We start from the raw sequence: 23,527 nt of genomic DNA, 5'->3' as shown, positions 1-23,527 counted from the left end.
GACGGCGCCACGGATGGAGCTCACCCACTCCTTCACCGTCCCGACCGCCGTCGATGCCGCCTGGTCACACTTCCAGGACATCGGCGGGCTCGCCGAGTGCTTCCCCGGCGCCCAGGTGACCGCCGTCGGAGAGGACGCCGACGGGCACCCGACCTTCGAGGGCACCTGCAAGGTCAAGCTCGGCCCGATCGCCCTGGTGTACGCCGGTGCCGGCTCGTTCACCGAACGTGACGAGTCGGCGGGCCGGTTCGTCGTGGTGGCCAAGGGCCGCGACAAGCGGGGCAACGGCACGGCCGGGGCGACCGTGACGGTCACCATGGCCGCCGACGGCCCGGCGACCCGGGTCGAGGTGGTCACCGACCTCGCCATCACCGGCAAGCCGGCGCAGTTCGGACGCGGCGTCATGCAGGACGTCTCCGACAAGCTGCTCGGCCAGTTCGTCACCTGCCTCGAGCAGCGCCTGGCCGGCGACGTGCCACCCACCGAGGACTCCGCGGCCGCCGGGACGGATCCCGAGCCGGCGGCCGCGGCACCACCACCGGCGTCCGTCCCGGCCCCCACCCCGGCGCCTGCCCGTGCCGCGCCCGCGCCCACTCCGGCCGACGACGCCCTCGACCTCGGCTCGACCGTGGTGCCGATCCTGCTCCGGACCTATGGGAAGAAGGCTGCGATCGGGTTGGGGGTCGTCGCGCTCCTGGCGCTGCTGCGGAGGGTGCTGTCCCGGTAGCTACCAGCTCTCGGGGAACCCGTAGTTGCCGTCGTCGTAGAGCTCCTGGTCCTCGCGACGCTGGCTCCGGCCCTGCTGGTTGTTGCGCTCGAGGCGTTCCTGGCGCGGGTCCTCGCCCGGGTCCGGGGGCGGCTCCTGCAGCTCTGGTTCGGGCTCCTGCGGCTGGGGCGGAGGATCCTGCTGTTGCTGCTGCAGCTTCTCCTCCAGCCGCTTCTCCACGGCGGCGGCGTCCTCGCTCTGCTCCTTGCCGCGACCGGCGTCCGTCGGACAGTCCGCCTCGCGCAGGGCGTCGAGTCCGGCCTGCCACGACTCGACCGCGGCCTCGGTGTCCTGGTCCTCCAGGAAGGTGTCGCCGACGGACTCGTGGGCGAGGGCGAGGTTGATCCGGACGGTGCACTCCTCGGCGTCCGGCACGTCCTCGAGCGCCTTCTCGTAGCTGCCGATCGCCCGGCCCGGGTCGCCGTCGGCGTGCCAGCTGGCGCCCTCGCCGAAGGCGGCGATCCACGGCTCGAGCCAGTTGAGACTCCGGTTGCCGTGGAAGTCGGCGGCCGCTCCGTCGTGGTCGCCGCGATCGAAGGCATCGCGTCCGGCCGCATCGGCCCGCAGCATCAGCCCGACCTTGACGGCGAACGCCAGGACGATCAGCGTCGGCAGGATCCCGGCGAGCACGAGGATCGTCCGGAGCCCGCTGCGTGGGTTGGTCGAGGTCATGCCCGCGCCCCCTTCGCTCGGCCGGCGGGGCCTCGGTCGTCCAGGGTGCGGTGCGCACGCCAGGTGGACCGCCAACCCGCCCGCAGCTCCAGCAGCACCAGCGCGAGCAGCACCAGGCCGGCGACCCAGGTCAGGTCGTGCTCGGCCGGCCGATCGTCGCGGCCGCCCTCGCCGTCGACGTACGACGACTCGAAGTCCTCGGCGATGTCGTCGATGCCTCCGGAGCTGGTGCGGTGGACGTAGGGCACGCCGAGCTCGTGCGCGATCGCCTGCAGGTTGTCGAAGTCGGCGCGGGAGATCGCGGTGCTTCCCGTTTCGGGATCCTCGACATAGCCCTCGGAGTCGTCGAGGTCGTCCGAGGCGGGCATCGCGGCCCCGTCCTCGGTGCCGTAGCCGAGGACGACGCCGTCGGCGACGAGATCGGCGGCGTCCTCGAAGGTCTGGTCCGCGCCCTCCTCCGAGGTGTCCTCCCCGTCGCCGACGTAGACGACGATGCGCCTCCGCTCGGGGCGCTGCTCCTCGGCACGGGCCAGCACGGCCGTCGTCTCGGAGGCGCCGCGGTCGGCTCGGGAACCCGCGCCGTCGCGGGGGCGCTCCAGGTAGGTCGTCTCGACCGCGGCGAGGAAGGCCGCGGCGTCCGTCGTGAACGGGACCGTCAGCCGGCCCTCCGCGCCGAAGGTGACCATGCCGAAGCGGGCGCCGGGCAGCGCCGCAGCGAGATCGGCGAGGTCGGCCTTGGCGCCGGTGATCCGCGCCTCCTTGTCCTCTCCTGCCTGGTGGTCCAGCGCAGCCATCGACCTCGTCACGTCGAGGACGACCAGGACGTCGAGGTCGCTGAGCTGCACGGGCGACTCGGCCTCGCCGAGACCAGGACGGAGCAGGACGGCGACGAAGGCAAGGACGATCGCCACCCGTCGGGCGATGGTCAGGCCGGTCGCGGCCACGGGGCCGATCACGGTGTCCTCCTTCGTCCGCGGAACGCCAGGATCGCCTCGGCGATCCACACCAGGACGAGACCGGCGAGGCCGAGTCCGGCGAGCAGGGTGCCCGCCGTGGGCCGGTCGAGGACCTGCGCCAACGGCGGTCGGTCGATCTCCACGGCCTCCAGCTCCCCGATCGCCTCGACGACGGCCGCCGCGCTGCCGTCCTCTCCGAGCAGCGAGAAGGAACCACCCGTGGTGGACATCGCCTCGGCGAACTGCTGCTCCGCCCGCGGCCGGTCGGCCGTCAGCGGCGCGGCGATGCCGTGCACGACGACCTCCTCGTCGGCGGCGAACTCGGCGGCCTCCTCGACCGTGAAGATGCCCTCGCCGAGAGGCTCGTTGTCCGAGGCCAGGACGATCGCGCGACTGCGGTCCTCGTCGCGCCGGTCGAAGCGCTGGACGCAGGACGCGAGCCCGTCGCCGAGCTGGGACTGCACGTCCCAGTCGATGACCGTGCCGGCGGTGTAGAGCGCGTAGTCGTCGCTGTGGACGTCGCCGGACGCGAAGGCCGCCTCCGCCTCCGCGAGCTGGTCCACGACGTAGTCGTAGTCGTCGGTGAGTGGGAAGATCGTGATCGCGACGCCGCTCCAGATCGTCAGCCCGATCCGCTCGCCCTGCAGGCCGTCGACGATGGTGCGGAACTCCCGCAGCACGTCGGCGTCGACCTCGGCCATCGACCCCGAGGCGTCGAGGCACAGCATGATGTCGCGGGTGCGGTCGTTCTGCTCCAGGGTCTGCCGCTCCTGCACCCGGCCCGCGAGCACGATCGCGCCGGCGGCGGTGACCAGCGCCGCGATGCTGACCAGCACACCGATCACCCGACGCTGCTGCACGAGCGCCTGATAGCGCGGCAGGCTCCGCAGCCGGGTCGCGTGGGCGACGTACGCCGCTCCGGCGGGAGGACGGCCCCCGCGGACCACGCCCCACCACACCAGCAGCACCACGACGAGGGCGATGAGGGCGACGACCAGCCACGGCCACCGCAGGGCCACGTCCTCGCTCTGCCATCCGACGCTCATGTCAGACATCGCCTCCCTGCCACGTGCCGACGAGCTGCCGGGCCTGGCCGGCGGCGTCCTCGAACCGGTCGCGGGCGATGGTGTCGTCAGGGGCGAACTCGGGCGGATACATCAGCTCGATCGCTGCCACGAGCGCCTCCGGCGCCCGATGACGGAAGTCGGCCAGCGCCATGGTGCGGGCCGGCAGCGTGGTCACCTCGGCGACGAAGGAGCGCACCACGTCGCTGAGCTGCTGGTGGCCCGCCCGCGGCTCGAGGTCACCGGCCCGCACCTGGGCCACGACCTCGTCGATGCGCTGCAGGTGACGCTCCCGCACGGTCGGTACGTCGACCCGTGGGCGCGCGATCGTCGCCGGCTTCGGGGCGCGGGTGAACCACCAGGCAGCCACGTAGTAGACGAGCACCAGGACCAGCAGACCGAGCACGATCCACAGCCAGCGGTCGGAGTAGGCCACCGGTCCGCTGAACTCCTCCGGCAGCTCGTCGGCAAGGACCCGGCTAGCGGCGGCGCGCATGGCGGTGCCTCTCCAGGAGCCGGTGGATGGCGGTGATCGCGCCGTCGGTGTCGGCGACGCGCTCGTGGACGACACCGACCTGGTCGAGCCGCCGTCGCAGCTGCAGGTCCTCGCTGGCCACCAGCTCGGCGTACTCGCGCGACAGTGGGGCGTCGCGCCGCAGCCACCGGGGGATCTCGACGCCCGCGTCGACGTCGACGAGCCGGCGGTCGGCCACCGACGGCAGGGTCGGGTCGAGGTCGCCGATGGTGAGGAAGAGGACCTCGTGCTGGACCGAGAGACGCCGCATCAGGTCGACGGTGTCCTCGGAGAGCGAGGTGTCGTCGGTGACGACCACGAGGATCGTCTGGCGCCGCACCGTCCGCACGACGTAGCGGAGAAGCGCCGGCAGGTCGCCGGCCGGGGAGCCCGGACCGATCGCACCGTGGACCACGCCGAGCAACCGCTCGAGGTGGAGCTCGCCGCTCTTCGCGGGCTGGCTGTGCTGATCGAGGGAGTTGCCGTGCACCAGGCCCACCGGGTCGCCGTGCTGCACGGCGAGCAGGCCCATCACCCCGGACACGAACACGGCGAGGTCGCGCTTGTCGACCGCCGCGTCGTTCATCGCCGCCATGCTGCGACCGGTCGAGACGCAGAGCAGCACCGTGTGCTTGCGCTCGGCGACGTAGCGCTTGACCAGCAGCTGGCGGGCCCGGGCCGAGGCCTTCCAGTCGATGTCCTTGACGTCGTCGCCGCGGACGTAGGAGCGCAGGTCGTTGAAGTCCATCCCGCGGCCCACGTGGATGGCGGCGTAGTCACCCTCGAGCAGCCCACGGACCTTGCGGTGGGCGTGGATCGAGAGCCGGGTCTTGATCCTGGTCAGGTGCGCGGTCATGCGCCGGCCTCAGGGCGTCGGGACGGCGCGGAAGACGGCGTCGATCACCGTCTCGGGACGGACCCGGTCCGCGAGGGCCTCGAAGCTGAGGTGGATCCGGTGCCGCAGGACGCTGTGCCGCAGCTCGCGGACGTCCTCCGGGATGACGTAGTGCCGGCCCTGGACGACCGCCATCGCGCGCGCTGCCTGGAAGAACGCGATCGATCCGCGCGGGCTGGCGCCGATCTCGACGTAGTTGCCCAGCTCGGGGCCGAGGAGCTGGCCGACATTGCGGGTCGCCCGGATCACGGAGACGACGTAGCGCTTGATGGCCGGGTCGACGTAGACCCGGCGGACCAGCTCCTGCAGCTCGGCGACATCACTCGTCGTGGCGACCGGCGAGACGTCGGCCATGTGCTGGCCGAGGGTGCCGTCATCGATGCGCTCGAGGACCATGAGCTCGTCGTCCTCACTCGGGTAGTCGACGATCTCCTTCAGCAGGAAGCGGTCCATCTGCGCGTGCGGCAGGACATAGGTGCCCTCCTCCTCGATCGGGTTCTGGGTGGCGAGCACCATGAACGGGTCGGGCAGTGGATGGACCTGTCCGGCGATCGAGGTCTGGCGCTCCTGCATCGCCTCCAGCAGCGCCGACTGGGTCTTGGCACTGGCCCGGTTGATCTCGTCGAGGAGCACGAAGTTGGCGTGCACCGGCCCGAGCTGGGTCTCGAACTCGTGGCGGCGGGGGTCGTAGACCTGGGTGCCGATGATGTCGCTCGGCAGCAGGTCGGGCGTGCACTGGATGCGCGTGAACCGTGCGCTGACGGACTGGGCGAGCGTCGACGACGCGAGGGTCTTGGCCAGGCCGGGGACGCTCGCGAGCAGCACGTGGCCTTCGGCCAGCAGGGTCACGAGCAGCGCGGTCCGCACCCGGTGCTGCCCCACGACCCGGCTCGAGAACGCCTCCGAGATCCGGTTGATCCGCTCGCTGGCCCGGGCCAGCTCGTCAGCGGTCAGGGGCGCCTGCTGGCCGACCTCGTGACGGCGGATCGTCATGCCGGCGGGGTTCGTGGGCGACGTGAGGTCGGTCATGCGGGCAGTGCTCCTGTCCGAGGTGCGTGCGGATCAGCCATGTGGCCCGGAGCAGCCTGCCTCGGGGCGGTCGCGTCAAACCTACCGAGGGAGCATGCCGGGATCACGGGCGGTGAGGCGCTCACGCAACGACTCGGCGCGGCCCAGGCGGACGAGGTCGCGCTCGCGCCGCTCGGCGACGACCGCCGCCAGCACCAGCTCAGGTGGCGCGCCGGGCGGTGGTGCGGGGGCGACGTGGGGGATTACGTCGGCCAGCAGTCCCCGCGCCACCCGGTCCCGCGACACCGGGTCGAGCGTCGGCAACCGACCCAGGAACTGGCGCACCGCCAGCGCCGTACCGGTCGGCAGCGCCGCCAGGTCGGCCCGGCGGGCCCAGTCCGCCAGCTGCGGCGGCATCGGCGGCGGGGCCGGCAGGCGCAGGCGCACCCGGTCGCGGACGACGTAGGTCCCCGCGGCGTAGTCGCCGAGCCGCTTGCCCCGTGAGCTCAGCAGGATCGAGAAGAAGGCCGGGGCGCCGGTGAAGGCATAGATCTCGACGAAGCCGATCATTGAGCGGACCAGTGCGTGGTGGAAGCTGATCGGTCCGCCGTCGTCGCGGACCGTGCGCAGCCCGAAGGCGAGCTTGCCCACCGAACGGCCCCGCGTGAGCGTCTCCAGGGCCGAGGGCAGTGCGAGGAACGTCAGCACCATCGTCAGCACCAGCGCCGCCGCGAACAGCGCGGCATCGGCGAACGGCAGCGCCGCGACCAGCAGCAGGAGGTAGAGCCCGATGAAGGTCACGACGGTGACCACCATGTCCAGCAGCCCACTGGCCATCCGCAGCCCGAGGGTCGCCGCCGGCAGGTCCAGCGCCACGCCCTCGCCGGTGACGAGGTCATCGGCGGTCACGGTGGCGAAGTCGGCGGGCATCACCGCGAGCCTACTGGCGGACTCCCCGTAGGCTGGCGAGCGTGCCCCGGATCGACATCGACGCCTACGTCATGGCGAATGCGCGATCGTGGGAGCGGCTCGAGCAGCTCGTCCGGCAGCGGCGCCGTAGCGGTGCGGAGGCCGACGAGCTCGTCGACCGCTACCAGCAGGTCGCCACGCACCTCTCGGTCGTGCGCACCTCCGCGCCCGACGGCGAGCTCGTGGCCTACCTGTCCGCCCTGCTCGGCCGCGCCCGGATCGCGATGCTGTCCTCGCGGGTGCCGAGCTGGCGCGGTGTCGCGTCCTTCCTGACCGATCGGTTCCCGGCCGCGCTCTACCAGCTGCGGTGGTGGTGGCTGGGCTGCCTGCTCGCCAACGTGATCGTGACCGGCGTGATGATGGCCTGGCTCGTGCACCACCCCGAGGTCGAGCAGGCGCTGATCGGCCCTGCCGAGGTCGACCAGCTGGTCAACAGCGACTTCGAGAGCTACTACAGCGAGAACGCCGCCAGCGCCTTCGCCACCCGGGTCTGGATCAACAACACCTGGGTCAGCGCGTTGTGCATCGCGCTGGGCATCCTCGGGCTGCCCGTGGTGTGGCTGCTCTTCAACAACGTCGCCAACCTGGCGGTCGTCGGCTCGATCATGATCCAGCACGATCGCGGCGCACTCTTCTGGGGCCTGATCATCCCGCACGGCCTGCTCGAGCTCACCTGTGTCTTCGTGGCTGGTGGTGTGGGACTGCGCCTGTTCTGGTCGTGGATCGAGCCGGGCGGGCTCAGCCGCTCGGCGGCCCTGGCCAGTGCCGGCCGGACCGCCGCCACCGTCGCGCTCGGCCTCGGCCTCCTCCTGCTCCTCAGCGGCATCGTCGAGGCGTTCGTGACGCCCTCGCCCCTGCCCACCTGGGCCCGCATCGCGATCGGCGTCCTCGCCGAGGTCGCCTTCCTCGCCTACGTCTTCGTCCTCGGCCGCGCGGCAGCCGCCCGCGGCGCGACGGGCGACCTGGGCGCCGACCTGCTCGAGGACCGCGTCGCCACCCAGGCCTGACGCCTCCGTTGGTCGGCGCCGACGCCGCCTCCCGCCGTCCGGCGCCGCAGGCGCCGCCTGCAAGCTCCTCGACGAACGCAGGCGAGCGGCTACAGCAGGCCCTGGGCCTTGAGGTGCAGGTAGTGGTCGGCGAGGGCGGGCGGCAGCTGCGCGGCCTCCGCGTCGACGACGTCGACACCGAGACGCGAGAGCACCTCGCGCATCCGGGCGCGGCGGTCGAGCTCGTGCTCGGCCGCTGCGACGGCGTACGCCTGATCGGCGTCGGGGCGCTCGCCGAGGGTGGCGAGACGGCCCAGCTCGGGGTCGCGAACGCTGGCGAGGACGACCCGGTGATGGTGGGTCAGCACCGGCAGGACCGGCAACAGGCCCTCCTCGATCGCGGAGGGCTCGAGTGCGGTGAGGATCACGACGAGGGCGCGTTGGCGTCCGAAGGCCTGCACGCCGCCGGCGAGGGCGTCCCAGTCCGCCTCGGCGAGGACGGGCTCCAGGTCGGCCATCTGCTCCTGGAGACGCGCCGCGACGTCGCGGGCGCCGGCGATGCGCTGGCGTGCGCGGACCCGGCGGTCGCCCGCGAGGAAGTCGATCCGGTCGCCGGCACGCGACGCCAGGGCGGCGAGCAGCAGGGCGGCGTCCATGGCGGCGTCCAGACGCGGCATGCCGTCCTCGGCGGCGTCGTCGGCCGTGCGGGCGACCCGGCCCGCCGAGGTGCGGGAGGTGTCGAGGACGACGACCACCCGGCGGTCGCGCTCCGGCTGCCAGGTGCGGACGACGACCTGGGGCGAGCGCGCGGACGCCCGCCAGTCGATCGAGCGGACGTCGTCGCCGCGGACGTACTCCCGCAGTGAGTCGAACTCGGTGCCCTGGCCGCGGACCCGAACCGCGGCGCGGCCGTCGAGGTCGCGCAGGCGAGCCAGCCGCGAGGGCAGGTGCTTGCGGGACTCGAAGGGCGGCAGGGCCCGGACGGTGCCCGGGACGTCGTAGGTCCGCTGTCGACCCGTCAGTCCGAGCGGACCCCAGGACCGGACCGTGACGCCGGCCGCGCGCAGGTCGCCGCGTCGACGGGGCAGCAGCGGTGTCGTCGTACGGCGATCCTCGCCGGCCCGCAGCGTCAGCCGGAACCGGTTGTCGCTGGCTCCGGCCGAGGGCTGCCAGGCGTCGCGGACATGGAGGCGCAGGGTCCGTGTGCCCGGGTTGCCGACGACCAGGCCTGAGGTCGCCGGGTCGCCGAGTCGCACGGTGCCGGGCTGGCGGCGGCTGAGGGTCGCCGCCGCCGGAGATGCCGTCAGCGCGAGGTCCAGGCCCACGAGGAGGAGGACACCCAGCAGCCACAGCCACACCGTGCCGGCGCTCGGGCGCAGGACGACGGCCGGCAGCCCCAGCAGGAGCAGCAGCGGCACGCGTCCGGAGATGACCATCGGTGTCCTCGTCGCGGGTGTCTCAGCGGGGGACCGGCACGGAGCCGATCGCGGAGGCCAGCACCTGGGCGACGTCCACGCCCTCGAGCTCGGCCTCGGGTCGCAGGGACAGGCGGTGGGCCAGCGCCGCATGGGCGAGCGCCTTGACGTCGTCGGGTGTCACGAAGTCGCGGCCCGAGAGCCAGGCCCAGGCCCGTGCCGCGCGCATCAGCGCGGCCGCGCCGCGGGGGCTCACGCCCAGCGACAGTGACGGCGACTGACGGGTCGCGCGAGCGATGTCGACGATGTAGGTCGACACCTCGGGCGAGACCTGCACGGCCTTGACCGCCCGCTGCCCGGCCTCGAGGTCGTCCGCGGTGGCGACGGCGGTGACGCCCGCGCCGGCCACGTCGCGTGGGTCGAAGCCGTCGGCGTGGCGGGACAGGATGGCGATCTCGTCGTCGCGCGGCGGGATCGGCAGCACCACCTTGAGCAGGAAGCGGTCCAGTTGCGCCTCGGGCAGCGGATAGGTGCCCTCGAACTCGACCGGGTTCTGCGTGGCCGCGACGAGGAACGGGCGGGGCAGCCGTCGGGTGACGCCGTCGGCGGAGACCTGCCCCTCCTCCATGGCCTCCAGCAGCGCCGACTGCGTCTTCGGGGGCGTCCGGTTGATCTCGTCGGCCAGGAGCAGGTTGGTGAAGACCGGGCCCTCGCGGAAGGTCAGCTCGCCCGAACGGCCGGCGGTCGCATCGATGACCAGCGAGCCGGTGATGTCGCCCGGCATCAGGTCGGGCGTGAACTGCACCCGTCGGGTCTCGACGGCGAGGCTGGCCGCGAGCGTGCGCACGAGCAGCGTCTTGGCCGTGCCGGGCACCCCCTCCATCAGCACGTGCCCGCCGCACAGGAGGGCCACCAGCAGCCCGGACACCGCGGCGTCCTGGCCGACGACGGCCTTCGCCACCTCCTGGCGTACGGCGAGCAGCCGGTCGCGCACCGCGTCGTCGGCGCCCGCGCCGGTCGGCGGCGGGGGAGGCGTGGTGCCGCTCCCCGGCTCGGGCGGCTGGGGCGGCTGGGGTGATGGTGTCCCGGTCAGGTCGTTCATCCTCGTCGTACCTCTCTCCTCAGGCGGGTGAGCTCGTGGGCCAGCCGGACCAGGTCGTGGTCGTTGGCGGGCGGGGGCTGGTCGTCGGTCAGCAGCGCAGCGATGTCGTCGAGCCGGGCGCCCAGGTGGCGGGCCGCGGCCTCGGCCACCTCGAGCGGCGGAGTGCGACGGTCCAGCCGCAGGTGGGCGGCGACGTCGGCGCGTGCGGCGCGGCGCAGGGCCGCGGCGGCGTGCCCGCGGTCGCCACTGCGCCGATACATCCGGCCGCGGCTGTGCGCGGTCTCCACGCCGCGCACCACGACCGGCAGTGGCTCGCGCGAGAGCGGCCCGAGGCGTCGTACGCGCCACAGGACGAGGGCCAGCGCCGCCAGGGCGGCGAGGAAGAGCCCGGGCTGGATCCAGCGGGGGATCAGCGACGACAGGGTGACCGCCTCGTCGGGCTCGGCGTCGGTGGGGTCGGGGACGTACCAGACCAGCTCGGTGTCGCGACCGAGGAGTCGCAACGCGACGGCGGCGTTGTCACCGCGGGTGACCTGCTCGTTGGTCAGCGCGTCACCGGCGCCGAACAGCACGATGCCGGCGTCGGCATCGGAGACCAGCACGTCGCCGTCGGCCGTCGCGAAGCAGGTCTCGCGACCGGTCGGGACGTCGTCGAAGACCGTCGACTGCTCCACGTCCAGCCGGAGGTCGCCCAGCGCGGTGTCGCCGGTGCAGTCAGCGACCACGCCGTCGGCCGATCCCGCGCGTGCGGTGATCCGGTCGTCGTAGGCCTGGAGCACGAGGTGGGAGGGGTCGACGAGGACGATCCGCCCGGGGGCGGCGTGGCGGCGGAGCCGGTCGGTCGTGGTGGGCGACAGGGACGACGTCGCGGTGACGACGACCGTGGTGTCGTCGTCGATGTCCTCGCTCTCGAGCTCGTCGGCGGAGCGGACGATGCGGACGTCGACTCCCTGGTCCTCCAGCACCCGCGCCAGTGCCTGGGCGCCGTCCGGGCCGGGGTTGCGGGGGTCGAGGGGGTCGGGCCACTCCTCGCTGTCGCGGGTGGTCCACACGGCCAGGGCGAGGGCGGCTGCGATGGCGAGCCCGATCAGCAGCCAGCGCCGGAGGCGACCGGTCGTCGTGACGGCACCGGTCGTCGCGTTGAGCGCGGCGCTCACCGTCGCACCGCCCGTCCGCCGAGGGCGTCGTCGAGGCTCAGCAGGGAGCGGGCCTGGTCGACGGTGGCGGGGTGGTCGCCATAGAGCACTTCGTCGAAGAGGCCAGCGCCACGGTGGATCTCGGCTGCGTGGTCCGGGAAGGCGGCGGCGAGCGCTCGCGCCAGCTCGAGGGCGGTGGCCTGTGGGACGTCGTCGATCCGGTCCCGCTCCACCTGTCGGACGGCCGTCGCGCGGAACGCGTCGATCAGCGCCGCGGCTGCGTCCCCGGCGGCCAGGGCCTGCTCCGCCCGAGCCCGCAGTGCGTCGGCCGAGATCGCCTCGTCGGCGAGGGCGGGAGCGCCGGAGCGCTCGGCCCGGGCGGTGCGCCGCGCCCGCGAGACCACCAGCATGATCGCCGTGATCAGCGCCAGCGCCACGAGGATCGTCACCGCGACGCTCACCGGTGGGGCGCCGGACGCCGCCGCGACGGTGTCGTCGAACAGTCCCTGGATCCAGCCGACGATCCGGTCGAGGACGTTGCGGTCGTAGTACTCCGGCTTCGCCAGCTCGCGGCGCAGGTCGCTGCGCGCGTCGTCGCCGCTCGGGTCGAGCGGAGGGTCGCGAAGGACGAGGAACGTCGGCACCTCGAGCCCCCCGCCCGTCAGGAGAGGACCCGTCACGAGACGATGCCCGCCTCGCGCAGCAGCTCGACGTCGAAGGCCTCCTTGCGCATCCGCAGGTCGAGGTACTGCACGGAGCTGACCGCGGCCAGGAAGGGCGCATAGAAGGCGTTCTGCACCACCAGGGCGAACGCCTGGGTGAGGACGAGCAGCAGTGCGGCGTACTCCGGCAGCGCGAAGGCGGCGATCTGTCCGATGAAGGACGCCGGCGAGGACAGCATCGAGCCCGCGATCGACCCGATGATCACGGTCAGCAGGCCGATGCCGAACGTCCGCCAGAACTGACGCGAGGTCAGCGTCCACGAGCGGCCCAGCGCCCCGAAGACGCCCACGTCCTCCAGCATCAGCGGCGGCACGGGCAGGTAGTAGAGCCGCGTCCACAGCCAGGCCGAGAGACAGATCATGGCCGGGACCGTGATCAGCCCCCACGCGACGATCGGCCACGGGCCCGGGCTCACCACGACGACGAGGACCCAGAGCACGACGTAGACCACGAAGAGGACGAGGAACACGGTGTTGATCAGCAGGGTCAGCCCGAGCAGGCGCCAACGCTTGCCGTGGGTGGCCGCCCACGCCTCTCCGAGGGACATCCGTCGTCCGACCGCCGCGGCACGGGCCACGTGGGCGACCATGCCGGTCACGAAGATGACGCCGATCTGGGCGAGCACGATCGAGAGCAGGAGCGAGCCGTAGGCCGCGACCAGACCGGCGGCGTCCGCGGTGCTGATCTCGCTCTCGACGTCCCCGCTGGCGTCGATGGCGAGACCGACGGTGAACGTGAGCACGGCGGTGATCACGATCGGGATCGCCATTGCGACCGCCGTGACCAGGACCGCGGCGCCGACGGTGGCCTTCGGGTTGAAACGGATCAGGCGGAACGCGCCGTCATAGATCATCCCCAGCGTCAGCGGACGCAACGGGAAGGCGCCGGGCTTGTGGGCGGCGCCCAACAGGTAGCCGGGCTGCGGCGCGGGTCCGCCCCCGCCCTGCGGGGCGTACGGCGCCCAGGGCGTCGGTGGCGGTGGGGGTCCGCCCGCGGGCGGACCCGGCGGGCGAGTGCCGCCCGTCATGGCACGCGGCGGCTCGGGCTCCTCCGGCAGCGGCGCGCCCGGCGGCGGGTAGTGCGTCGGCCCGTCGGTCATCGCTCTCCTCGTCGGCTGTGCAGGCGGCGATCCTCATCCTTGCATCCCGGCGTCTGCGGGTGCGGGGACGGGGGAGCCAGGGAGGCGAGGCTCCCGGCCGCGACGATTTGGAGGGCGCTGCGAACTCTGCCAAGATGTTCCGGTTGCTCCGACGGGATCGTCGGGGTGCGACACACCTTGACTACTGAATCGTGTCTCCCTCTGGGAGCGCCGCTGGACAGGACTCCTGGCCGGCGGCGTTTCGCCAGGAGCGTGCGAGGTCGTCGACGTTCGGTCGCACCGCGCACCAACCGATCACCGGCTCGCCGGGGGCCGGTGGGTGAGACCCGATGCAGCGCAGAACAACAGCTCCACTTCCCCAGGGGAGACGTGCGTGCCCACAACCGGGTGCGACACGCCCGACCTCGGGGGTCGGAGCGAAACAGGACCAACGGGACACAGCCCGAGTCGTACGACGAGAAGGACGAGAGAGACCTATGGCGGGACAGAAGATCCGCATCAGGCTCAAGGCCTATGACCACGAGGTGATCGACACCTCGGCGCGCAAGATCGTTGACACCGTCACCCGGACGGGCGCGAAGGTCGCCGGCCCGGTGCCGCTGCCGACCGAGAAGAACGTGTTCTGCGTCATCCGCTCGCCGCACAAGTACAAGGACTCGCGCGAGCACTTCGAGATGCGCACCCACAAGCGCCGCATCGACATCATCGACCCCACGCCGAAGACCGTCGACAGCCTCATGCGCCTCGACCTGCCGGCCGGTGTCGACATCGAGATCAAGCTCTGAGGTAGTTGACATGACTGTTGAGCGCAACGTGAAGGGACTGCTGGGCACCAAGCTCGGCATGACCCAGCTCTGGGACGAGAACAACCGCGTCGTCCCCGTCACCGTGGTCGCCGCCGGCACCAACGTCGTGACCCAGGTCCGCCAGCCCGAGCCGGACGGCTACAACGCCATCCAGATCGGCTACGGCGAGATCGAGGGCCGCAAGGTCACCAAGCCGCAGGCGGGCCACTTCGCCAAGGCCGGGACGACCCCGCGCCGTCACGTCGTCGAGATCCGCACGGCCGACGCGTCCGAGTACACCGTGGGCCAGGAGCTGGCCGTCGACACGTTCGAGGCCGGCCAGGCCATCGACGTGACCGGCACCAGCAAGGGCAAGGGCTTCGCCGGTGTCATGAAGCGGCACGGCTTCGCCGGTGTCTCCGCCTCGCACGGTGCCCACCGCAACCACCGCAAGCCGGGCTCGATCGGCGCCTGCGCCACGCCCGGACGCGTGTTCAAGGGTCTGCGGATGGCCGGCCGGATGGGTTCCGACACCGTCACCACCCAGAACGGCACCGTCCACGCCGTCGACGTCGAGAAGGGCCTGGTCCTCATCAAGGGCGCCGTTCCCGGCCCCCGTGGCGGCCTGGTCGTTCTCCGCACTGCTGCGAAGAAGGGCTGATCACCATGGCCAAGAAGCTTTCCGTCGACCTGCCCGCCGAGATCTTCGGCGTCGAGGTCAACGTGCCGCTGATCCACCAGGTCGTCGTCGCCCAGCGCGCCGCCGCCCGCCAGGGCACGCACGCCACCAAGACCCGCGGCGAGGTCCGCGGTGGTGGCCGCAAGCCCTACAAGCAGAAGGGCACCGGCCGCGCCCGCCAGGGCTCGACCCGCGCGCCGCAGTTCGCCGGTGGTGGCGTCGTCCACGGTCCGCAGCCGCGTGACTACAGCCAGCGCACCCCGAAGAAGATGAAGGCCGCGGCGCTCAAGGGCGCCCTGTCGGACCGCGCCCGCAACGAGCGCGTCCACGTGGTCGAGGCCCTGGTCTCCGGTGACAAGCCGTCGACCAAGGCCGCGCTCGCCTCGCTCTTCGAGCTGAGCGACCGCCGCAAGTTCCTCGTGGTGCTCGAGCGCGCCGACAGCGTCACCTGGCTCTCGCTGCGCAACGCCCCCGAGGCGCACATCGTCGCGGTCGACCAGCTCAACACCTACGACGTGCTCGCGAGCGACGACGTGGTGTTCAGCAAGGCCGCCTTCGACCGCCTCGTCGCCTCCGGCACGTCCGTGAGTGAGGAGAACAACTGATGAGCACCCTGCACAAGGACCACCGCGACATCCTGATCGCGCCGGTCGTGTCGGAGAAGAGCTACGGCCTCCTCGACCACAACAAGTACACGTTCATCGTGCGGCCTGACGCCAACAAGACCGAGATCAAGATCGCGGTCGAGAAGGTCTTCGGCGTCAAGGTCACCTCGGTCAACACCCTCAACCGGCCCGGCAAGACCCGCCGGACCCGCAACGGCATGGGCAAGCGCAAGGACACCAAGCGCGCCATCGTCAGCCTGGCCGAGGGTCACCGCATCGACATCTTCGGAGGTCAGGCCTGATGGCTATCCGCAAGTACAAGCCGACCACCCCGGGCCGTCGTGGCTCCTCGGTGGCCGACTTCGCCGAGATCACCCGGACGACGCCTGAGAAGTCGCTGACCCGGCCGCTGCCCAAGAAGGGCGGCCGCAACAACCAGGGCCGGATCACCACCCGGCACCAGGGTGGCGGTCACAAGCGCGCCTACCGCGTCATCGACTTCCGTCGCTACGACAAGGACGGCGTGCCGGCCAAGGTCGCTCACATCGAGTACGACCCCAACCGCACCGCCCGCATCGCGCTGCTGCACTACGCCGACGGCGAGAAGCGCTACATCGTCGCGCCGAAGGACCTGGCGCAGGGCGCGCGGGTCGAGTCCGGTGTGGGTGCCGACATCAAGCCCGGCAACAACCTGCCGCTGCGCAACATCCCCGTCGGTACGACGATCCACTGCGTGGAGCTCCGTCCCGGTGGCGGCGCCAAGATGGCCCGCTCCGCGGGCAACAGCGCGCAGCTCGTCGCCCGTGAGGGCTCCCGCGCCACGCTGCGTCTGCCCTCGGGCGAGATGCGCTACGTCGACGTGCGCTGCCGCGCCACCGTCGGCGAGGTCGGCAACGCCGAGCAGTCCAACATCAACTGGGGCAAGGCCGGCCGCATGCGCTGGAAGGGCAAGCGCCCGACCGTCCGTGGTGTCGTCATGAACCCGGTCGACCACCCGCACGGTGGTGGCGAGGGCAAGACCTCCGGTGGTCGCCACCCGGTCTCGCCGTGGGGCAAGCCCGAGGGCCGTACGCGCAAGCGCAAGGCCAGCGACAGCCAGATCATCCGTCGCCGCAAGTCCGGCAAGAACAAGCGCTGATAGGGAAGAACTGACATGCCTCGCAGCCTGAAGAAGGGCCCCTTCATCGACGGCCACCTCCTCAAGAAGGTGGACGCCGAGAACGAGAAGGGCACCCACAACGTCATCAAGACCTGGTCGCGCCGTTCGATGATCATCCCCTCGATGATCGGTCACACCATCGCGGTGCACGACGGTCGCAAGCACGTGCCGGTCTTCATCTCGGACTCGATGGTCGGCCACAAGCTGGGCGAGTTCGCCCCGACCCGGACCTACCGCGGTCACGTCAAGGAAGACCGGAAGGGACGTCGTCGATGAGCACCACCGAGCGTCACCGCACGAGCGCGCGGCGTGAGTCGCTGCTGGGCGAGGAGCCCGGCGCGTTCGCGACCGCCCGTTTCCAGCGGATCACCCCGTTGAAGGCGCGCCGCGTCGTGGACCTGGTCCGCGGCCTGCCCGTCGACGAGGCGCTGACCCTGCTGCAGTTCGCCCCGCAGTCCGCGGCGGAGACCGTCTACAAGGTCATCGAGAGCGCCGTTGCCAACGCCGAGACCACCGAGGGCCTCGCGGCCGGCGACCTGGTCGTCGCCGTCGCCCGTGTGGACGAGGGGCCGACGATGAAGCGCTGGCGTCCGCGTGCGCAGGGCCGGGCCACCCGGATCAACAAGCGCACCAGCCACATCACCATCGCCGTGCAGCCGGCGGACGTCGTCGCCGGGAAGAAGGGCAAGAAGTAATGGGCCAGAAGATCAACCCGAACGGCTTCCGCCTCGGCATCTCCACCGACCACAAGTCGCGTTGGTACGCCGACAAGCTCTACAAGTCGTACGTCGGCGAGGACGTCGCCATCCGCAAGCTGCTCAGCAAGGGCATGGAGCGGGCCGGCATCGCGAAGGTCGAGATCGAGCGCACCCGTGACCGGGTCCGTGTCGACATCCACACCGCGCGTCCGGGCATCGTCATCGGCCGCCGCGGCGCCGAGGCCGACCGCATCCGCGGCGAGCTCGAGAAGCTCACCGGCAAGCAGGTGCAGCTCAACATCCTCGAGGTCAAGAACCCCGAGATCGACGCGCAGCTGGTTGCCCAGGGCGTCGCCGAGCAGCTCTCCGGCCGTGTGCAGTTCCGTCGTGCGATGCGCAAGGCGATGCAGACCTCGATGCGCTCCGGTGCCAAGGGCATCCGGATCCAGTGCTCGGGTCGTCTCAACGGCGCCGAGATGTCGCGCACCGAGTTCTACCGCGAGGGTCGCGTGCCGCTGCACACCCTCCGCGCCGACATCGACTACGGCTTCTACGAGGCCCGCACGACCTTCGGCCGCATCGGCGTGAAGGTCTGGATCTACAAGGGCGAGGTCGCCGGCACCCGTGCCGAGCGCCAGGCCCAGGCCGCTGCCCGCGCCGGTGTCCCCGGCCGCGGTGGCCGTCCCAACCGTGGTGGCGACCGCCCGACCCGTGGGTCGCGCGGCGACCGCCCGAACCGCTCGGACCGTGCCGAGGGCTCCGCTCCCGCGGAGGCCGTCGAGACGCCGGCTGCCGAGCCGAGCACCGGATCGGAGTCCTGACCCATGTTGATGCCGCGTCGCGTCAAGCACCGCAAGCAGCACCACCCGAAGCGTCGGGGTGCTGCCAAGGGCGGTACGTCGCTCGCGTTCGGTGACTTCGGTATCCAGGCGGTCGAGGGTCACTACGTGACCAACCGCCAGATCGAGTCCGCTCGTATCGCGATGACCCGCCACATCAAGCGTGGCGGAAAGGTCTGGATCAACATCTATCCGGACCGCCCCCTCACCAAGAAGCCGGCCGAGACCCGCATGGGTTCCGGTAAGGGCTCGCCGGAGTGGTGGGTCGCCAACGTCAAGCCCGGCCGCGTCATGTTCGAGCTGTCCGGTGTGCCGGAGGACGTCGCCCGCGAGGCGATGCGCCGTGCCATCCACAAGCTCCCCATGAAGTGCCGCTTCATCACCCGAGAGGCCGGTGAGTTCTGATGGCCAGCAACGTCACGAAGGCTCACGAGCTCGACGAGCTCAACAACATCGACCTCGAGGCCAAGCTGCGCGAGGCCAAGGAGGAGCTGTTCAACCTGCGCTTCCAGGCGGCCACCGGCCAGCTGGAGAGCCACGGGCGGCTCCGCACGGTCAAGAAGGACATCGCCCGGATCTACACCGTGGTGCGTGAGCGCGAGCTCGGCATCCGGACCGCGCCGGGCGCGGAGGAGGAGAACTGATGACCGACTCGACTGCCACCGAGCGCAACAGCCGCAAGACTCGTGAGGGCCTCGTGGTGAGCGACAAGATGGACAAGACCGTGGTCGTGTCCGTCGAGGACCGCGTCAAGCACGCCCTCTACGGCAAGGTCATGCGTCGCAACACGCGGCTCAAGGCCCACGACGAGCAGAACGACTGCGGCGTCGGCGACCGTGTCCTGATCATGGAGACCCGCCCGCTGTCGGCCACCAAGCGCTGGCGCGTGGTGGAGATCCTCGAGCGCGCGAAGTGACCTCTCGCCGCCAGGCGAGGACTACCCCCGTTCGGCAAGGCTCGTGGCCCGCTGAGGCTGCGAGAACCGGCACGACAACCAGGAGAAACTGATGATTCAGCAGGAGTCGCGACTCAAGGTCGCCGACAACACCGGTGCGAAGGAGATCCTCTGCATCCGTGTGCTCGGCGGTTCCGGTCGTCGCTACGCCGGGATCGGCGACGTCATCGTCGCCACGGTGAAGGACGCCATCCCCGGTGGCAACGTCAAGAAGGGTGACGTCGTCAAGGCGGTCGTCGTCCGCACGGTCAAGGAGCGGCGCCGTCCCGACGGCTCCTACATCCGCTTCGACGAGAACGCCGCGGTGATCCTCAAGAACGACGGCGAGCCCCGTGGCACGCGTATCTTCGGCCCCGTGGGCCGCGAGCTGCGCGAGAAGAAGTTCATGAAGATCATCTCGCTGGCGCCGGAGGTGCTGTGATGGCTACCCGCAAGAAGTCCGAGCAGACCCGCAAGAAGCCCCACCTGCACGTCAAGAAGGGCGACACCGTCAAGGTCATCGCCGGCAAGGACAAGGGTGCCGAGGGCAAGATCATCAAGGTCCTCCGTGAGGAGGAGCGGGTGATCGTCGAGGGTGTCAACCGCATCAAGAAGCACACCAAGGTCGTCGACCAGGGTGGTCGTGCCGGCAACACCGGCGGCATCATCACCACCGAGGCGCCCATCCACGTCTCCAACGTGATGCTCGTCGAGGGTGACGGCGTCACCCGCGTCGGCCACAAGCGCGTCGAGGTCACCAAGCGTCGTCCCGACGGCTCGGAGTACGCCTCGACCCGCAGCGTCCGCATCTCCCGCAAGACCGGGAAGGAAATCTGATGACCGAGACCACCGTCGACGTGGCCGAGAAGGTCACGCCCCGGCTCAAGACGAAGTACCGTGAGGAGATCCTCCCGGCGCTGCGCACCGAGTTCGAGATCGCCAACGTCATGCAGGTCCCCGGTCTGGTGAAGATCGTGGTCAACATGGGCGTCGGCGAGGCTGCGCGTGACTCGAAGCTGATCGAGGGCGCGATCCGCGACCTCACCGCGATCACCGGCCAGAAGCCGGCCGTCACCAAGGCCCGCAAGTCCATCGCCCAGTTCAAGCTGCGCGAGGGCATGCCGATCGGCACGCACGTCACGCTGCGTGGCGACCGGATGTGGGAGTTCCTGGACCGGCTGCTGGCGCTCGCGCTGCCCCGCATCCGTGACTTCCGTGGTCTCTCGCCCAAGCAGTTCGACGGCCGCGGCAACTACACGTTCGGCCTGACCGAGCAGGTCATGTTCCACGAGATCGACCAGGACAAGGTCGACCGCCAGCGGGGCATGGACATCACCATCGTGACCACCGCGACCAACGACGAGCAGGGTCGGGCGCTGCTGAAGCAGCTCGGCTTCCCGTTCAAGGAGAACTGACATGGCGAAGACTTCCCTCAAGGTCAAGGCCGCCCGCAAGCCGAAGTTCGCTGTTCGCGGCTACACCCGCTGCCAGCGCTGCGGCCGTCCGAAGTCCGTCTACCGCAAGTTCGGCCTGTGCCGTATCTGCCTGCGCGAGATGGCGCACCGTGGCGAGCTGCCCGGTGTCACCAAGTCGAGCTGGTAACCCACCACGTAGCAGGTCGCGCCGCCACTGACGCGTCGCGAAACCACTTCGAGAAAGAACACACATCATGACGATGACTGACCCGATCGCAGACATGCTCACGCGTCTGCGCAACGCCAATCAGGCGTACCACGACGCGGTGACCATGCCGTACAGCAAGCTGAAGGAGGGTGTGGCCGAGATCCTCAAGCAGGAGGGCTACATCACCTCGTTCGCCGTGGCCGACAACGAGAACGGCGTCGGCAAGCTGCTGACCGTCACCCTCAAGTACGGCCGCAACCGGGAGCGCTCCATCGCGGGCGTCCGCCGGATCAGCAAGCCCGGCCTGCGCGTCTACGCCAAGCACACGGCTCTCCCGAAGGTGCTCGGCGCCCTGGGCGTCGCGATCATCTCGACGAGCCAGGGCCTCCTGCCCGACCGTCAGGCCAACCAGAAGGGCGTGGGTGGGGAAGTCCTCGCCTACGTCTGGTGAGTGGGAAGGGAATCAGGTAGATGTCTCGCATTGGCAAGCTCCCCGTTCCGGTCCCCGGTGGCGTGGATGTCCAGATCGACGGCCAGACCGTGATCGTCAAGGGCCCCAAGGGCACCCTGTCGCACACGGTGTCCGACCCGATCACCGTCGAGAAGGGTGAAGGCGTCCTCGACGTCAAGCGCCCCAACGACGAGCGGACCTCCAAGTCGCTCCACGGCCTGTCCCGGACGCTGATCAACAACATGGTCGTCGGCGTGACCGACGGCTACGAGAAGAAGCTCGAGATCGTGGGCGTGGGTTACCGCGTCCTGTCCAAGGGCCCGACCCAGCTGGAGTTCCAGCTCGGTTACTCGCACCCGATCATCTTCGACGCGCCGGAGGGCATCACCTTCGCCGTCGAGGGCCCGACCAAGCTCGGCGTGGTCGGCATCGACAAGCAGCTCGTCGGTGAGGTCGCGGCCAACATCCGCAAGCTCAGGAAGCCGGAGCCCTACAAGGGCAAGGGCGTCCGCTACGCGGGCGAGCACGTCCGCCGCAAGGTCGGAAAGGCTGGTAAGTGACCATGGCGATCACGCTCAAGCACAAGCGGAACCTCTCCTCGCGAGCCAGCTCCAAGCTGCGCCGCCAGATCCGGGGCCGCAAGAAGCTGTCCGGTACCGCCGCGCGTCCGCGCCTGGTGGTCACCCGCTCGACGAAGCACATCACCGCCCAGGTCGTCGACGACCTGGTCGGCAAGACGCTGGTCTCGGCCTCGACCCTCGAGGGCGACCTGCGCGCACTCGACGGGGACAAGACCGCGAAGGCCAAGAAGGTCGGCGAGCTCGTCGCCGCCCGCGCCAAGGAACAGGGTGTCGAGTCGGTCGTCTTCGACCGCGCCGGCAACAAGTATCACGGTCGCATCGCGGCCCTGGCAGATGGCGCCCGCGAGGGCGGCCTGACCTTCTGACCGCGAACAGGACTGAGGAGAAATCATGAGTGCACCCCAGCGCGGACAGCGGACGGGTGGCGACCGTGGTGGCCGTGGCGGTCGCGACGGCGGCCGTGGCGGCGCCGAGAAGAGCCAGTACGTCGAGCGCGTCGTTGCCATCAACCGCGTCGCCAAGGTCGTGAAGGGTGGTCGTCGCTTCAGCTTCACCGCCCTCGTCATCGTCGGTGACGGCGACGGCCTGGTCGGCGTCGGCTACGGCAAGGCCAAGGAAGTTCCCGCGGCGATCGCCAAGGGTGTCGAGGAGGCGAAGAAGAACTTCTTCCGCGTCCCCCGCATCCAGGGCACGATCCCGCACCCGGTGCAGGGCGAGAAGGCCGCAGGCGTGGTCTTCCTTCGTCCGGCTGCTCCCGGTACCGGTGTGATCGCCGGTGGCCCGGTGCGCGCCGTTCTCGAGTGCGCCGGCATCCACGACGTGCTCAGCAAGTCGCTGGGCTCGTCCAACCAGATCAACATCGTGCACGCGACCGTCGAGGCGCTGCGCATGCTGGAGATGCCCGAGACGGTCGCTGCCCGTCGTGGCCTGCCGGTCGAGCACGTCGCTCCGGCGGCGCTGCTCAAGGCCAAGGCCGAGGGCGAGGCCGCTGCTGCTGCCGCCAAGACCGCACCTGAGGCGGTGTCGGCCTGATGGCACAGCTGAAGGTCCAGCAGACCAAGTCGAAGATCGGCACCAAGGCCAACCAGCGTGAGACGCTGCGCAGCCTCGGTCTCAAGCGGATCGGCGACGTCGTGATCAAGGAGGACCGTCCCGAGATCCGCGGGATGATCCAGACCGTTCGTCACCTGGTGACGTTCGAGGTCGTCGGAGGCGAGTGACCATGACTCTCAAGTTGCACCACCTGCGCCCTGCCCCGGGTGCCAAGACCGCCAAGACCCGCGTGGGTCGCGGTGAGGGCTCCAAGGGCAAGACCGCCGGTCGTGGTACCAAGGGCACCAAGGCCCGGTACCAGGTCCCGGTGGCCTTCGAGGGTGGCCAGATGCCGCTGCACATGCGGCTGCCGAAGCTCAAGGGCTTCCGGAACCCGTTCAAGGTGACCTTCCAGGTCGTCAACCTCGACAAGATCAGCACGCTGTTCCCCGAGGGTGGTGACGTGACGCCGGAGACCCTCGTGGCTCGCGGCGCGGTCCGCAAGGGCCAGCCCGTCAAGGTGCTGGGCCAGGGCGACCTGACCGTGAAGGTTGCTGTGAGCGCGAACGCGTTCTCGACCTCTGCCAAGGAGAAGATCGAGGGCGCCGGCGGGACCGTCACGGTCCTGTGATCGCATCGCGGAGGGCGCGGACGCCGGCCACGGCCGGCGTACCGCGCCCTTCGCGCATCTGCGGCTCGGAGCCGGTGAGGACACCGGTCCGGAGCGCAGCGCAGCTGCAACAACCCCCCTGTTAGGCTTCCCGCGGCCGCTTGCCATCGCCGCAGTCGTGCCATGCCGACCGGCGAAGCGGTTTCCTGGAGTAGAAAGAGGACCC

General features: G+C 70.8%; 34 protein-coding genes and 1 pseudogene. 23 read left to right on the top strand and 12 right to left on the bottom strand.

Annotated features, from left to right (window positions below; all coding sequences use genetic code 11):
- The first annotated feature begins 13 nt into the window (after positions 1-13).
- Positions 14-727: an SRPBCC family protein gene (locus tag E9934_RS12005; protein ID WP_136563128.1), complete on the top strand. Its 714-nt coding sequence runs from the start codon at positions 14-16 to the stop codon at positions 725-727.
- On the opposite strand, the gene E9934_RS12000 is transcribed toward E9934_RS12005, so the two are convergent.
- The 7 genes from E9934_RS12000 to E9934_RS11975 form a co-directional block, all read right to left on the bottom strand.
- The gene (locus E9934_RS12000) at positions 728-1,438 is read right to left on the bottom strand and encodes a hypothetical protein (protein ID WP_136563127.1); all 711 of its coding nucleotides are present in this window, start codon (positions 1,436-1,438) and stop codon (positions 728-730) included.
- Positions 1,435-2,394 (bottom strand): VWA domain-containing protein, encoded by a 960-nt coding sequence (locus E9934_RS19625; protein WP_158294989.1) that lies wholly within the window; start codon positions 2,392-2,394, stop codon positions 1,435-1,437. Before E9934_RS19625 ends, E9934_RS12000 begins: the two co-directional genes overlap by 4 nt.
- A complete protein-coding gene (locus E9934_RS19620) occupies positions 2,391-3,440 on the bottom strand; it encodes a vWA domain-containing protein (RefSeq protein ID WP_158294988.1) in 1,050 nt (349 codons plus the stop codon). The genes E9934_RS19625 and E9934_RS19620 overlap by 4 nt, the downstream gene beginning before the upstream one ends.
- A gap of 1 nt (position 3,441) precedes the next feature.
- Positions 3,442-3,954, bottom strand: coding sequence for a hypothetical protein (locus E9934_RS11990; RefSeq protein WP_136563126.1), 513 nt, complete (start codon positions 3,952-3,954; stop codon positions 3,442-3,444).
- The gene (locus E9934_RS11985; protein WP_136563125.1) at positions 3,938-4,828 is read right to left on the bottom strand and encodes a DUF58 domain-containing protein; all 891 of its coding nucleotides are present in this window, start codon (positions 4,826-4,828) and stop codon (positions 3,938-3,940) included. Before E9934_RS11985 ends, E9934_RS11990 begins: the two co-directional genes overlap by 17 nt.
- Before the next feature lie 9 nt (positions 4,829-4,837).
- Positions 4,838-5,860, bottom strand: a complete 1,023-nt coding sequence (locus E9934_RS11980) for an AAA family ATPase (RefSeq protein WP_136563263.1) — start codon at positions 5,858-5,860, stop codon at positions 4,838-4,840.
- A 117-nt stretch (positions 5,861-5,977) separates the two neighbouring features.
- The gene (locus E9934_RS11975) at positions 5,978-6,805 is read right to left on the bottom strand and encodes an RDD family protein (protein WP_162851551.1); all 828 of its coding nucleotides are present in this window, start codon (positions 6,803-6,805) and stop codon (positions 5,978-5,980) included.
- Between the two features lie 41 nt (positions 6,806-6,846).
- Here E9934_RS11975 and E9934_RS11970 point away from each other — a divergent pair, with 41 nt between their 5' ends.
- Positions 6,847-7,851 (top strand): stage II sporulation protein M, encoded by a 1,005-nt coding sequence (locus tag E9934_RS11970; RefSeq protein ID WP_238694924.1) that lies wholly within the window; start codon positions 6,847-6,849, stop codon positions 7,849-7,851.
- An 89-nt stretch (positions 7,852-7,940) separates the two neighbouring features.
- Here E9934_RS11970 and E9934_RS11965 read toward each other — a convergent pair whose 3' ends face one another.
- From E9934_RS11965 to E9934_RS11945, 5 genes are read right to left on the bottom strand one after another with little or no spacing between them, the layout of a single operon-like run.
- A complete protein-coding gene (locus E9934_RS11965) occupies positions 7,941-9,266 on the bottom strand; it encodes a DUF58 domain-containing protein (protein WP_136563123.1) in 1,326 nt (441 codons plus the stop codon).
- A gap of 22 nt (positions 9,267-9,288) precedes the next feature.
- Positions 9,289-10,347 carry an AAA family ATPase gene (locus E9934_RS11960; RefSeq protein WP_136563122.1) on the bottom strand — a complete coding sequence of 353 codons (1,059 nt, stop codon included), beginning with the start codon at positions 10,345-10,347 and terminating at the stop codon, positions 9,289-9,291.
- Complete coding sequence (locus tag E9934_RS11955; protein WP_136563121.1) at positions 10,344-11,504, bottom strand: DUF4350 domain-containing protein; 1,161 nt, start codon at positions 11,502-11,504, stop codon at positions 10,344-10,346. The genes E9934_RS11960 and E9934_RS11955 overlap by 4 nt, the downstream gene beginning before the upstream one ends.
- The gene (locus E9934_RS11950; protein ID WP_136563120.1) at positions 11,501-12,163 is read right to left on the bottom strand and encodes a DUF4129 domain-containing protein; all 663 of its coding nucleotides are present in this window, start codon (positions 12,161-12,163) and stop codon (positions 11,501-11,503) included. Before E9934_RS11950 ends, E9934_RS11955 begins: the two co-directional genes overlap by 4 nt.
- The gene (locus tag E9934_RS11945) at positions 12,160-13,305 is read right to left on the bottom strand and encodes a DUF7847 domain-containing protein (RefSeq protein WP_136563119.1); all 1,146 of its coding nucleotides are present in this window, start codon (positions 13,303-13,305) and stop codon (positions 12,160-12,162) included. Before E9934_RS11945 ends, E9934_RS11950 begins: the two co-directional genes overlap by 4 nt.
- A 476-nt stretch (positions 13,306-13,781) precedes the next feature.
- Here E9934_RS11945 and rpsJ point away from each other — a divergent pair, with 476 nt between their 5' ends.
- The 21 genes and pseudogenes from rpsJ to rplO all read left to right on the top strand — a co-directional run bounded on the left by rpsJ (position 13,782) and on the right by rplO (position 23,322).
- A complete protein-coding gene (gene rpsJ / locus E9934_RS11940; RefSeq protein ID WP_136563118.1) occupies positions 13,782-14,090 on the top strand; it encodes a 30S ribosomal protein S10 in 309 nt (102 codons plus the stop codon).
- A 10-nt stretch (positions 14,091-14,100) separates the two neighbouring features.
- Complete coding sequence (gene rplC, locus E9934_RS11935; RefSeq protein ID WP_136563117.1) at positions 14,101-14,751, top strand: 50S ribosomal protein L3; 651 nt, start codon at positions 14,101-14,103, stop codon at positions 14,749-14,751.
- 5 nt (positions 14,752-14,756) lie between these two features.
- A pseudogene (gene rplD, locus E9934_RS11930) lies at positions 14,757-15,362 on the top strand (50S ribosomal protein L4); the annotation flags it as partial.
- Between the two features lie 11 nt (positions 15,363-15,373).
- Complete coding sequence (gene rplW / locus E9934_RS11925) at positions 15,374-15,676, top strand: 50S ribosomal protein L23 (RefSeq protein ID WP_136563115.1); 303 nt, start codon at positions 15,374-15,376, stop codon at positions 15,674-15,676.
- Positions 15,676-16,512: a 50S ribosomal protein L2 gene (rplB, locus tag E9934_RS11920; RefSeq protein ID WP_136563114.1), complete on the top strand. Its 837-nt coding sequence runs from the start codon at positions 15,676-15,678 to the stop codon at positions 16,510-16,512. Before rplW ends, rplB begins: the two co-directional genes overlap by 1 nt.
- 15 nt (positions 16,513-16,527) lie before the next feature.
- Positions 16,528-16,809: a 30S ribosomal protein S19 gene (gene rpsS / locus E9934_RS11915; protein WP_136563113.1), complete on the top strand. Its 282-nt coding sequence runs from the start codon at positions 16,528-16,530 to the stop codon at positions 16,807-16,809.
- Positions 16,806-17,228, top strand: coding sequence for a 50S ribosomal protein L22 (rplV, locus tag E9934_RS11910; protein ID WP_136563112.1), 423 nt, complete (start codon positions 16,806-16,808; stop codon positions 17,226-17,228). Before rpsS ends, rplV begins: the two co-directional genes overlap by 4 nt.
- Positions 17,228-18,052 (top strand): 30S ribosomal protein S3, encoded by an 825-nt coding sequence (gene rpsC / locus E9934_RS11905; RefSeq protein WP_136563111.1) that lies wholly within the window; start codon positions 17,228-17,230, stop codon positions 18,050-18,052. The genes rplV and rpsC overlap by 1 nt, the downstream gene beginning before the upstream one ends.
- A gap of 3 nt (positions 18,053-18,055) precedes the next feature.
- Positions 18,056-18,475 (top strand): 50S ribosomal protein L16, encoded by a 420-nt coding sequence (rplP, locus tag E9934_RS11900; RefSeq protein WP_038681126.1) that lies wholly within the window; start codon positions 18,056-18,058, stop codon positions 18,473-18,475.
- Positions 18,475-18,714: a 50S ribosomal protein L29 gene (rpmC, locus tag E9934_RS11895; RefSeq protein WP_136563110.1), complete on the top strand. Its 240-nt coding sequence runs from the start codon at positions 18,475-18,477 to the stop codon at positions 18,712-18,714. Before rplP ends, rpmC begins: the two co-directional genes overlap by 1 nt.
- Positions 18,714-18,986, top strand: a complete 273-nt coding sequence (gene rpsQ, locus E9934_RS11890) for a 30S ribosomal protein S17 (protein WP_136563109.1) — start codon at positions 18,714-18,716, stop codon at positions 18,984-18,986. Before rpmC ends, rpsQ begins: the two co-directional genes overlap by 1 nt.
- 91 nt (positions 18,987-19,077) lie before the next feature.
- Positions 19,078-19,446 carry a 50S ribosomal protein L14 gene (gene rplN / locus E9934_RS11885; RefSeq protein WP_011757324.1) on the top strand — a complete coding sequence of 123 codons (369 nt, stop codon included), beginning with the start codon at positions 19,078-19,080 and terminating at the stop codon, positions 19,444-19,446.
- Entirely contained in the window at positions 19,446-19,841 is a 396-nt protein-coding gene (gene rplX / locus E9934_RS11880; protein ID WP_238694923.1) for a 50S ribosomal protein L24, read from the top strand. The genes rplN and rplX overlap by 1 nt, the downstream gene beginning before the upstream one ends.
- Positions 19,841-20,419 carry a 50S ribosomal protein L5 gene (rplE, locus tag E9934_RS11875; RefSeq protein WP_162851550.1) on the top strand — a complete coding sequence of 193 codons (579 nt, stop codon included), beginning with the start codon at positions 19,841-19,843 and terminating at the stop codon, positions 20,417-20,419. Before rplX ends, rplE begins: the two co-directional genes overlap by 1 nt.
- 1 nt (position 20,420) lies before the next feature.
- On the top strand, positions 20,421-20,606 hold the full coding sequence (locus tag E9934_RS11870; protein WP_056599702.1) for a type Z 30S ribosomal protein S14: 186 nt from the start codon (positions 20,421-20,423) through the stop codon (positions 20,604-20,606).
- Positions 20,607-20,673: 67 nt separating this feature from the next.
- On the top strand, positions 20,674-21,078 hold the full coding sequence (rpsH, locus tag E9934_RS11865) for a 30S ribosomal protein S8 (RefSeq protein ID WP_136563108.1): 405 nt from the start codon (positions 20,674-20,676) through the stop codon (positions 21,076-21,078).
- 20 nt (positions 21,079-21,098) lie between these two features.
- Entirely contained in the window at positions 21,099-21,638 is a 540-nt protein-coding gene (gene rplF / locus E9934_RS11860) for a 50S ribosomal protein L6 (protein WP_136563107.1), read from the top strand.
- A 2-nt stretch (positions 21,639-21,640) separates the two neighbouring features.
- The gene (gene rplR / locus E9934_RS11855) at positions 21,641-22,024 is read left to right on the top strand and encodes a 50S ribosomal protein L18 (protein ID WP_136563259.1); all 384 of its coding nucleotides are present in this window, start codon (positions 21,641-21,643) and stop codon (positions 22,022-22,024) included.
- Between the two features lie 25 nt (positions 22,025-22,049).
- Positions 22,050-22,691 carry a 30S ribosomal protein S5 gene (gene rpsE / locus E9934_RS11850; protein WP_136563106.1) on the top strand — a complete coding sequence of 214 codons (642 nt, stop codon included), beginning with the start codon at positions 22,050-22,052 and terminating at the stop codon, positions 22,689-22,691.
- Positions 22,691-22,879, top strand: a complete 189-nt coding sequence (gene rpmD, locus E9934_RS11845) for a 50S ribosomal protein L30 (RefSeq protein ID WP_136563105.1) — start codon at positions 22,691-22,693, stop codon at positions 22,877-22,879. The genes rpsE and rpmD overlap by 1 nt, the downstream gene beginning before the upstream one ends.
- A gap of 2 nt (positions 22,880-22,881) precedes the next feature.
- Positions 22,882-23,322: a 50S ribosomal protein L15 gene (gene rplO, locus E9934_RS11840; protein ID WP_136563104.1), complete on the top strand. Its 441-nt coding sequence runs from the start codon at positions 22,882-22,884 to the stop codon at positions 23,320-23,322.
- The last annotated feature ends 205 nt before the right edge of the window (positions 23,323-23,527 follow it).

This window comes from Nocardioides caeni, from assembly GCF_004912195.1.
GTDB classification, from domain to species: Bacteria; Actinomycetota; Actinomycetes; order Propionibacteriales; family Nocardioidaceae; genus Nocardioides; species Nocardioides caeni.
This window is presented reverse-complemented; position numbering and strand designations above follow the sequence as displayed.

Excerpts from the sequence above, each read along its gene's own strand:
- E9934_RS12005 (WP_136563128.1), top strand. The coding sequence starts at position 14 with ATGGAGCTCACCCACTCCTTCACCGTCCCGACCGCCGTCGATGCCGCC.
- E9934_RS12000 (WP_136563127.1), bottom strand. The coding sequence starts at position 1,438 with ATGACCTCGACCAACCCACGCAGCGGGCTCCGGACGATCCTCGTGCTC.
- E9934_RS19620 (WP_158294988.1), bottom strand. The coding sequence starts at position 3,440 with ATGAGCGTCGGATGGCAGAGCGAGGACGTGGCCCTGCGGTGGCCGTGG.
- E9934_RS11990 (WP_136563126.1), bottom strand. The coding sequence starts at position 3,954 with ATGCGCGCCGCCGCTAGCCGGGTCCTTGCCGACGAGCTGCCGGAGGAG.
- E9934_RS11985 (WP_136563125.1), bottom strand. The coding sequence starts at position 4,828 with ATGACCGCGCACCTGACCAGGATCAAGACCCGGCTCTCGATCCACGCC.
- E9934_RS11980 (WP_136563263.1), bottom strand. The coding sequence starts at position 5,860 with ATGACGATCCGCCGTCACGAGGTCGGCCAGCAGGCGCCCCTGACCGCT.
- E9934_RS11975 (WP_162851551.1), bottom strand. The coding sequence starts at position 6,805 with ATGCCCGCCGACTTCGCCACCGTGACCGCCGATGACCTCGTCACCGGC.
- E9934_RS11965 (WP_136563123.1), bottom strand. The coding sequence starts at position 9,266 with ATGGTCATCTCCGGACGCGTGCCGCTGCTGCTCCTGCTGGGGCTGCCG.
- E9934_RS11960 (WP_136563122.1), bottom strand. The coding sequence starts at position 10,347 with ATGAACGACCTGACCGGGACACCATCACCCCAGCCGCCCCAGCCGCCC.
- E9934_RS11945 (WP_136563119.1), bottom strand. The coding sequence starts at position 13,305 with ATGACCGACGGGCCGACGCACTACCCGCCGCCGGGCGCGCCGCTGCCG.
- rpsJ (WP_136563118.1), top strand. The coding sequence starts at position 13,782 with ATGGCGGGACAGAAGATCCGCATCAGGCTCAAGGCCTATGACCACGAG.
- rplC (WP_136563117.1), top strand. The coding sequence starts at position 14,101 with ATGACTGTTGAGCGCAACGTGAAGGGACTGCTGGGCACCAAGCTCGGC.
- rplW (WP_136563115.1), top strand. The coding sequence starts at position 15,374 with ATGAGCACCCTGCACAAGGACCACCGCGACATCCTGATCGCGCCGGTC.
- rplB (WP_136563114.1), top strand. The coding sequence starts at position 15,676 with ATGGCTATCCGCAAGTACAAGCCGACCACCCCGGGCCGTCGTGGCTCC.
- rpsS (WP_136563113.1), top strand. The coding sequence starts at position 16,528 with ATGCCTCGCAGCCTGAAGAAGGGCCCCTTCATCGACGGCCACCTCCTC.
- rplV (WP_136563112.1), top strand. The coding sequence starts at position 16,806 with ATGAGCACCACCGAGCGTCACCGCACGAGCGCGCGGCGTGAGTCGCTG.
- rpsC (WP_136563111.1), top strand. The coding sequence starts at position 17,228 with ATGGGCCAGAAGATCAACCCGAACGGCTTCCGCCTCGGCATCTCCACC.
- rplP (WP_038681126.1), top strand. The coding sequence starts at position 18,056 with ATGTTGATGCCGCGTCGCGTCAAGCACCGCAAGCAGCACCACCCGAAG.
- rpmC (WP_136563110.1), top strand. The coding sequence starts at position 18,475 with ATGGCCAGCAACGTCACGAAGGCTCACGAGCTCGACGAGCTCAACAAC.
- rpsQ (WP_136563109.1), top strand. The coding sequence starts at position 18,714 with ATGACCGACTCGACTGCCACCGAGCGCAACAGCCGCAAGACTCGTGAG.
- rplN (WP_011757324.1), top strand. The coding sequence starts at position 19,078 with ATGATTCAGCAGGAGTCGCGACTCAAGGTCGCCGACAACACCGGTGCG.
- rplX (WP_238694923.1), top strand. The coding sequence starts at position 19,446 with ATGGCTACCCGCAAGAAGTCCGAGCAGACCCGCAAGAAGCCCCACCTG.
- rplE (WP_162851550.1), top strand. The coding sequence starts at position 19,841 with ATGACCGAGACCACCGTCGACGTGGCCGAGAAGGTCACGCCCCGGCTC.
- E9934_RS11870 (WP_056599702.1), top strand. The coding sequence starts at position 20,421 with ATGGCGAAGACTTCCCTCAAGGTCAAGGCCGCCCGCAAGCCGAAGTTC.
- rpsH (WP_136563108.1), top strand. The coding sequence starts at position 20,674 with ATGACGATGACTGACCCGATCGCAGACATGCTCACGCGTCTGCGCAAC.
- rplF (WP_136563107.1), top strand. The coding sequence starts at position 21,099 with ATGTCTCGCATTGGCAAGCTCCCCGTTCCGGTCCCCGGTGGCGTGGAT.
- rplR (WP_136563259.1), top strand. The coding sequence starts at position 21,641 with ATGGCGATCACGCTCAAGCACAAGCGGAACCTCTCCTCGCGAGCCAGC.
- rpsE (WP_136563106.1), top strand. The coding sequence starts at position 22,050 with ATGAGTGCACCCCAGCGCGGACAGCGGACGGGTGGCGACCGTGGTGGC.
- rpmD (WP_136563105.1), top strand. The coding sequence starts at position 22,691 with ATGGCACAGCTGAAGGTCCAGCAGACCAAGTCGAAGATCGGCACCAAG.
- rplO (WP_136563104.1), top strand. The coding sequence starts at position 22,882 with ATGACTCTCAAGTTGCACCACCTGCGCCCTGCCCCGGGTGCCAAGACC.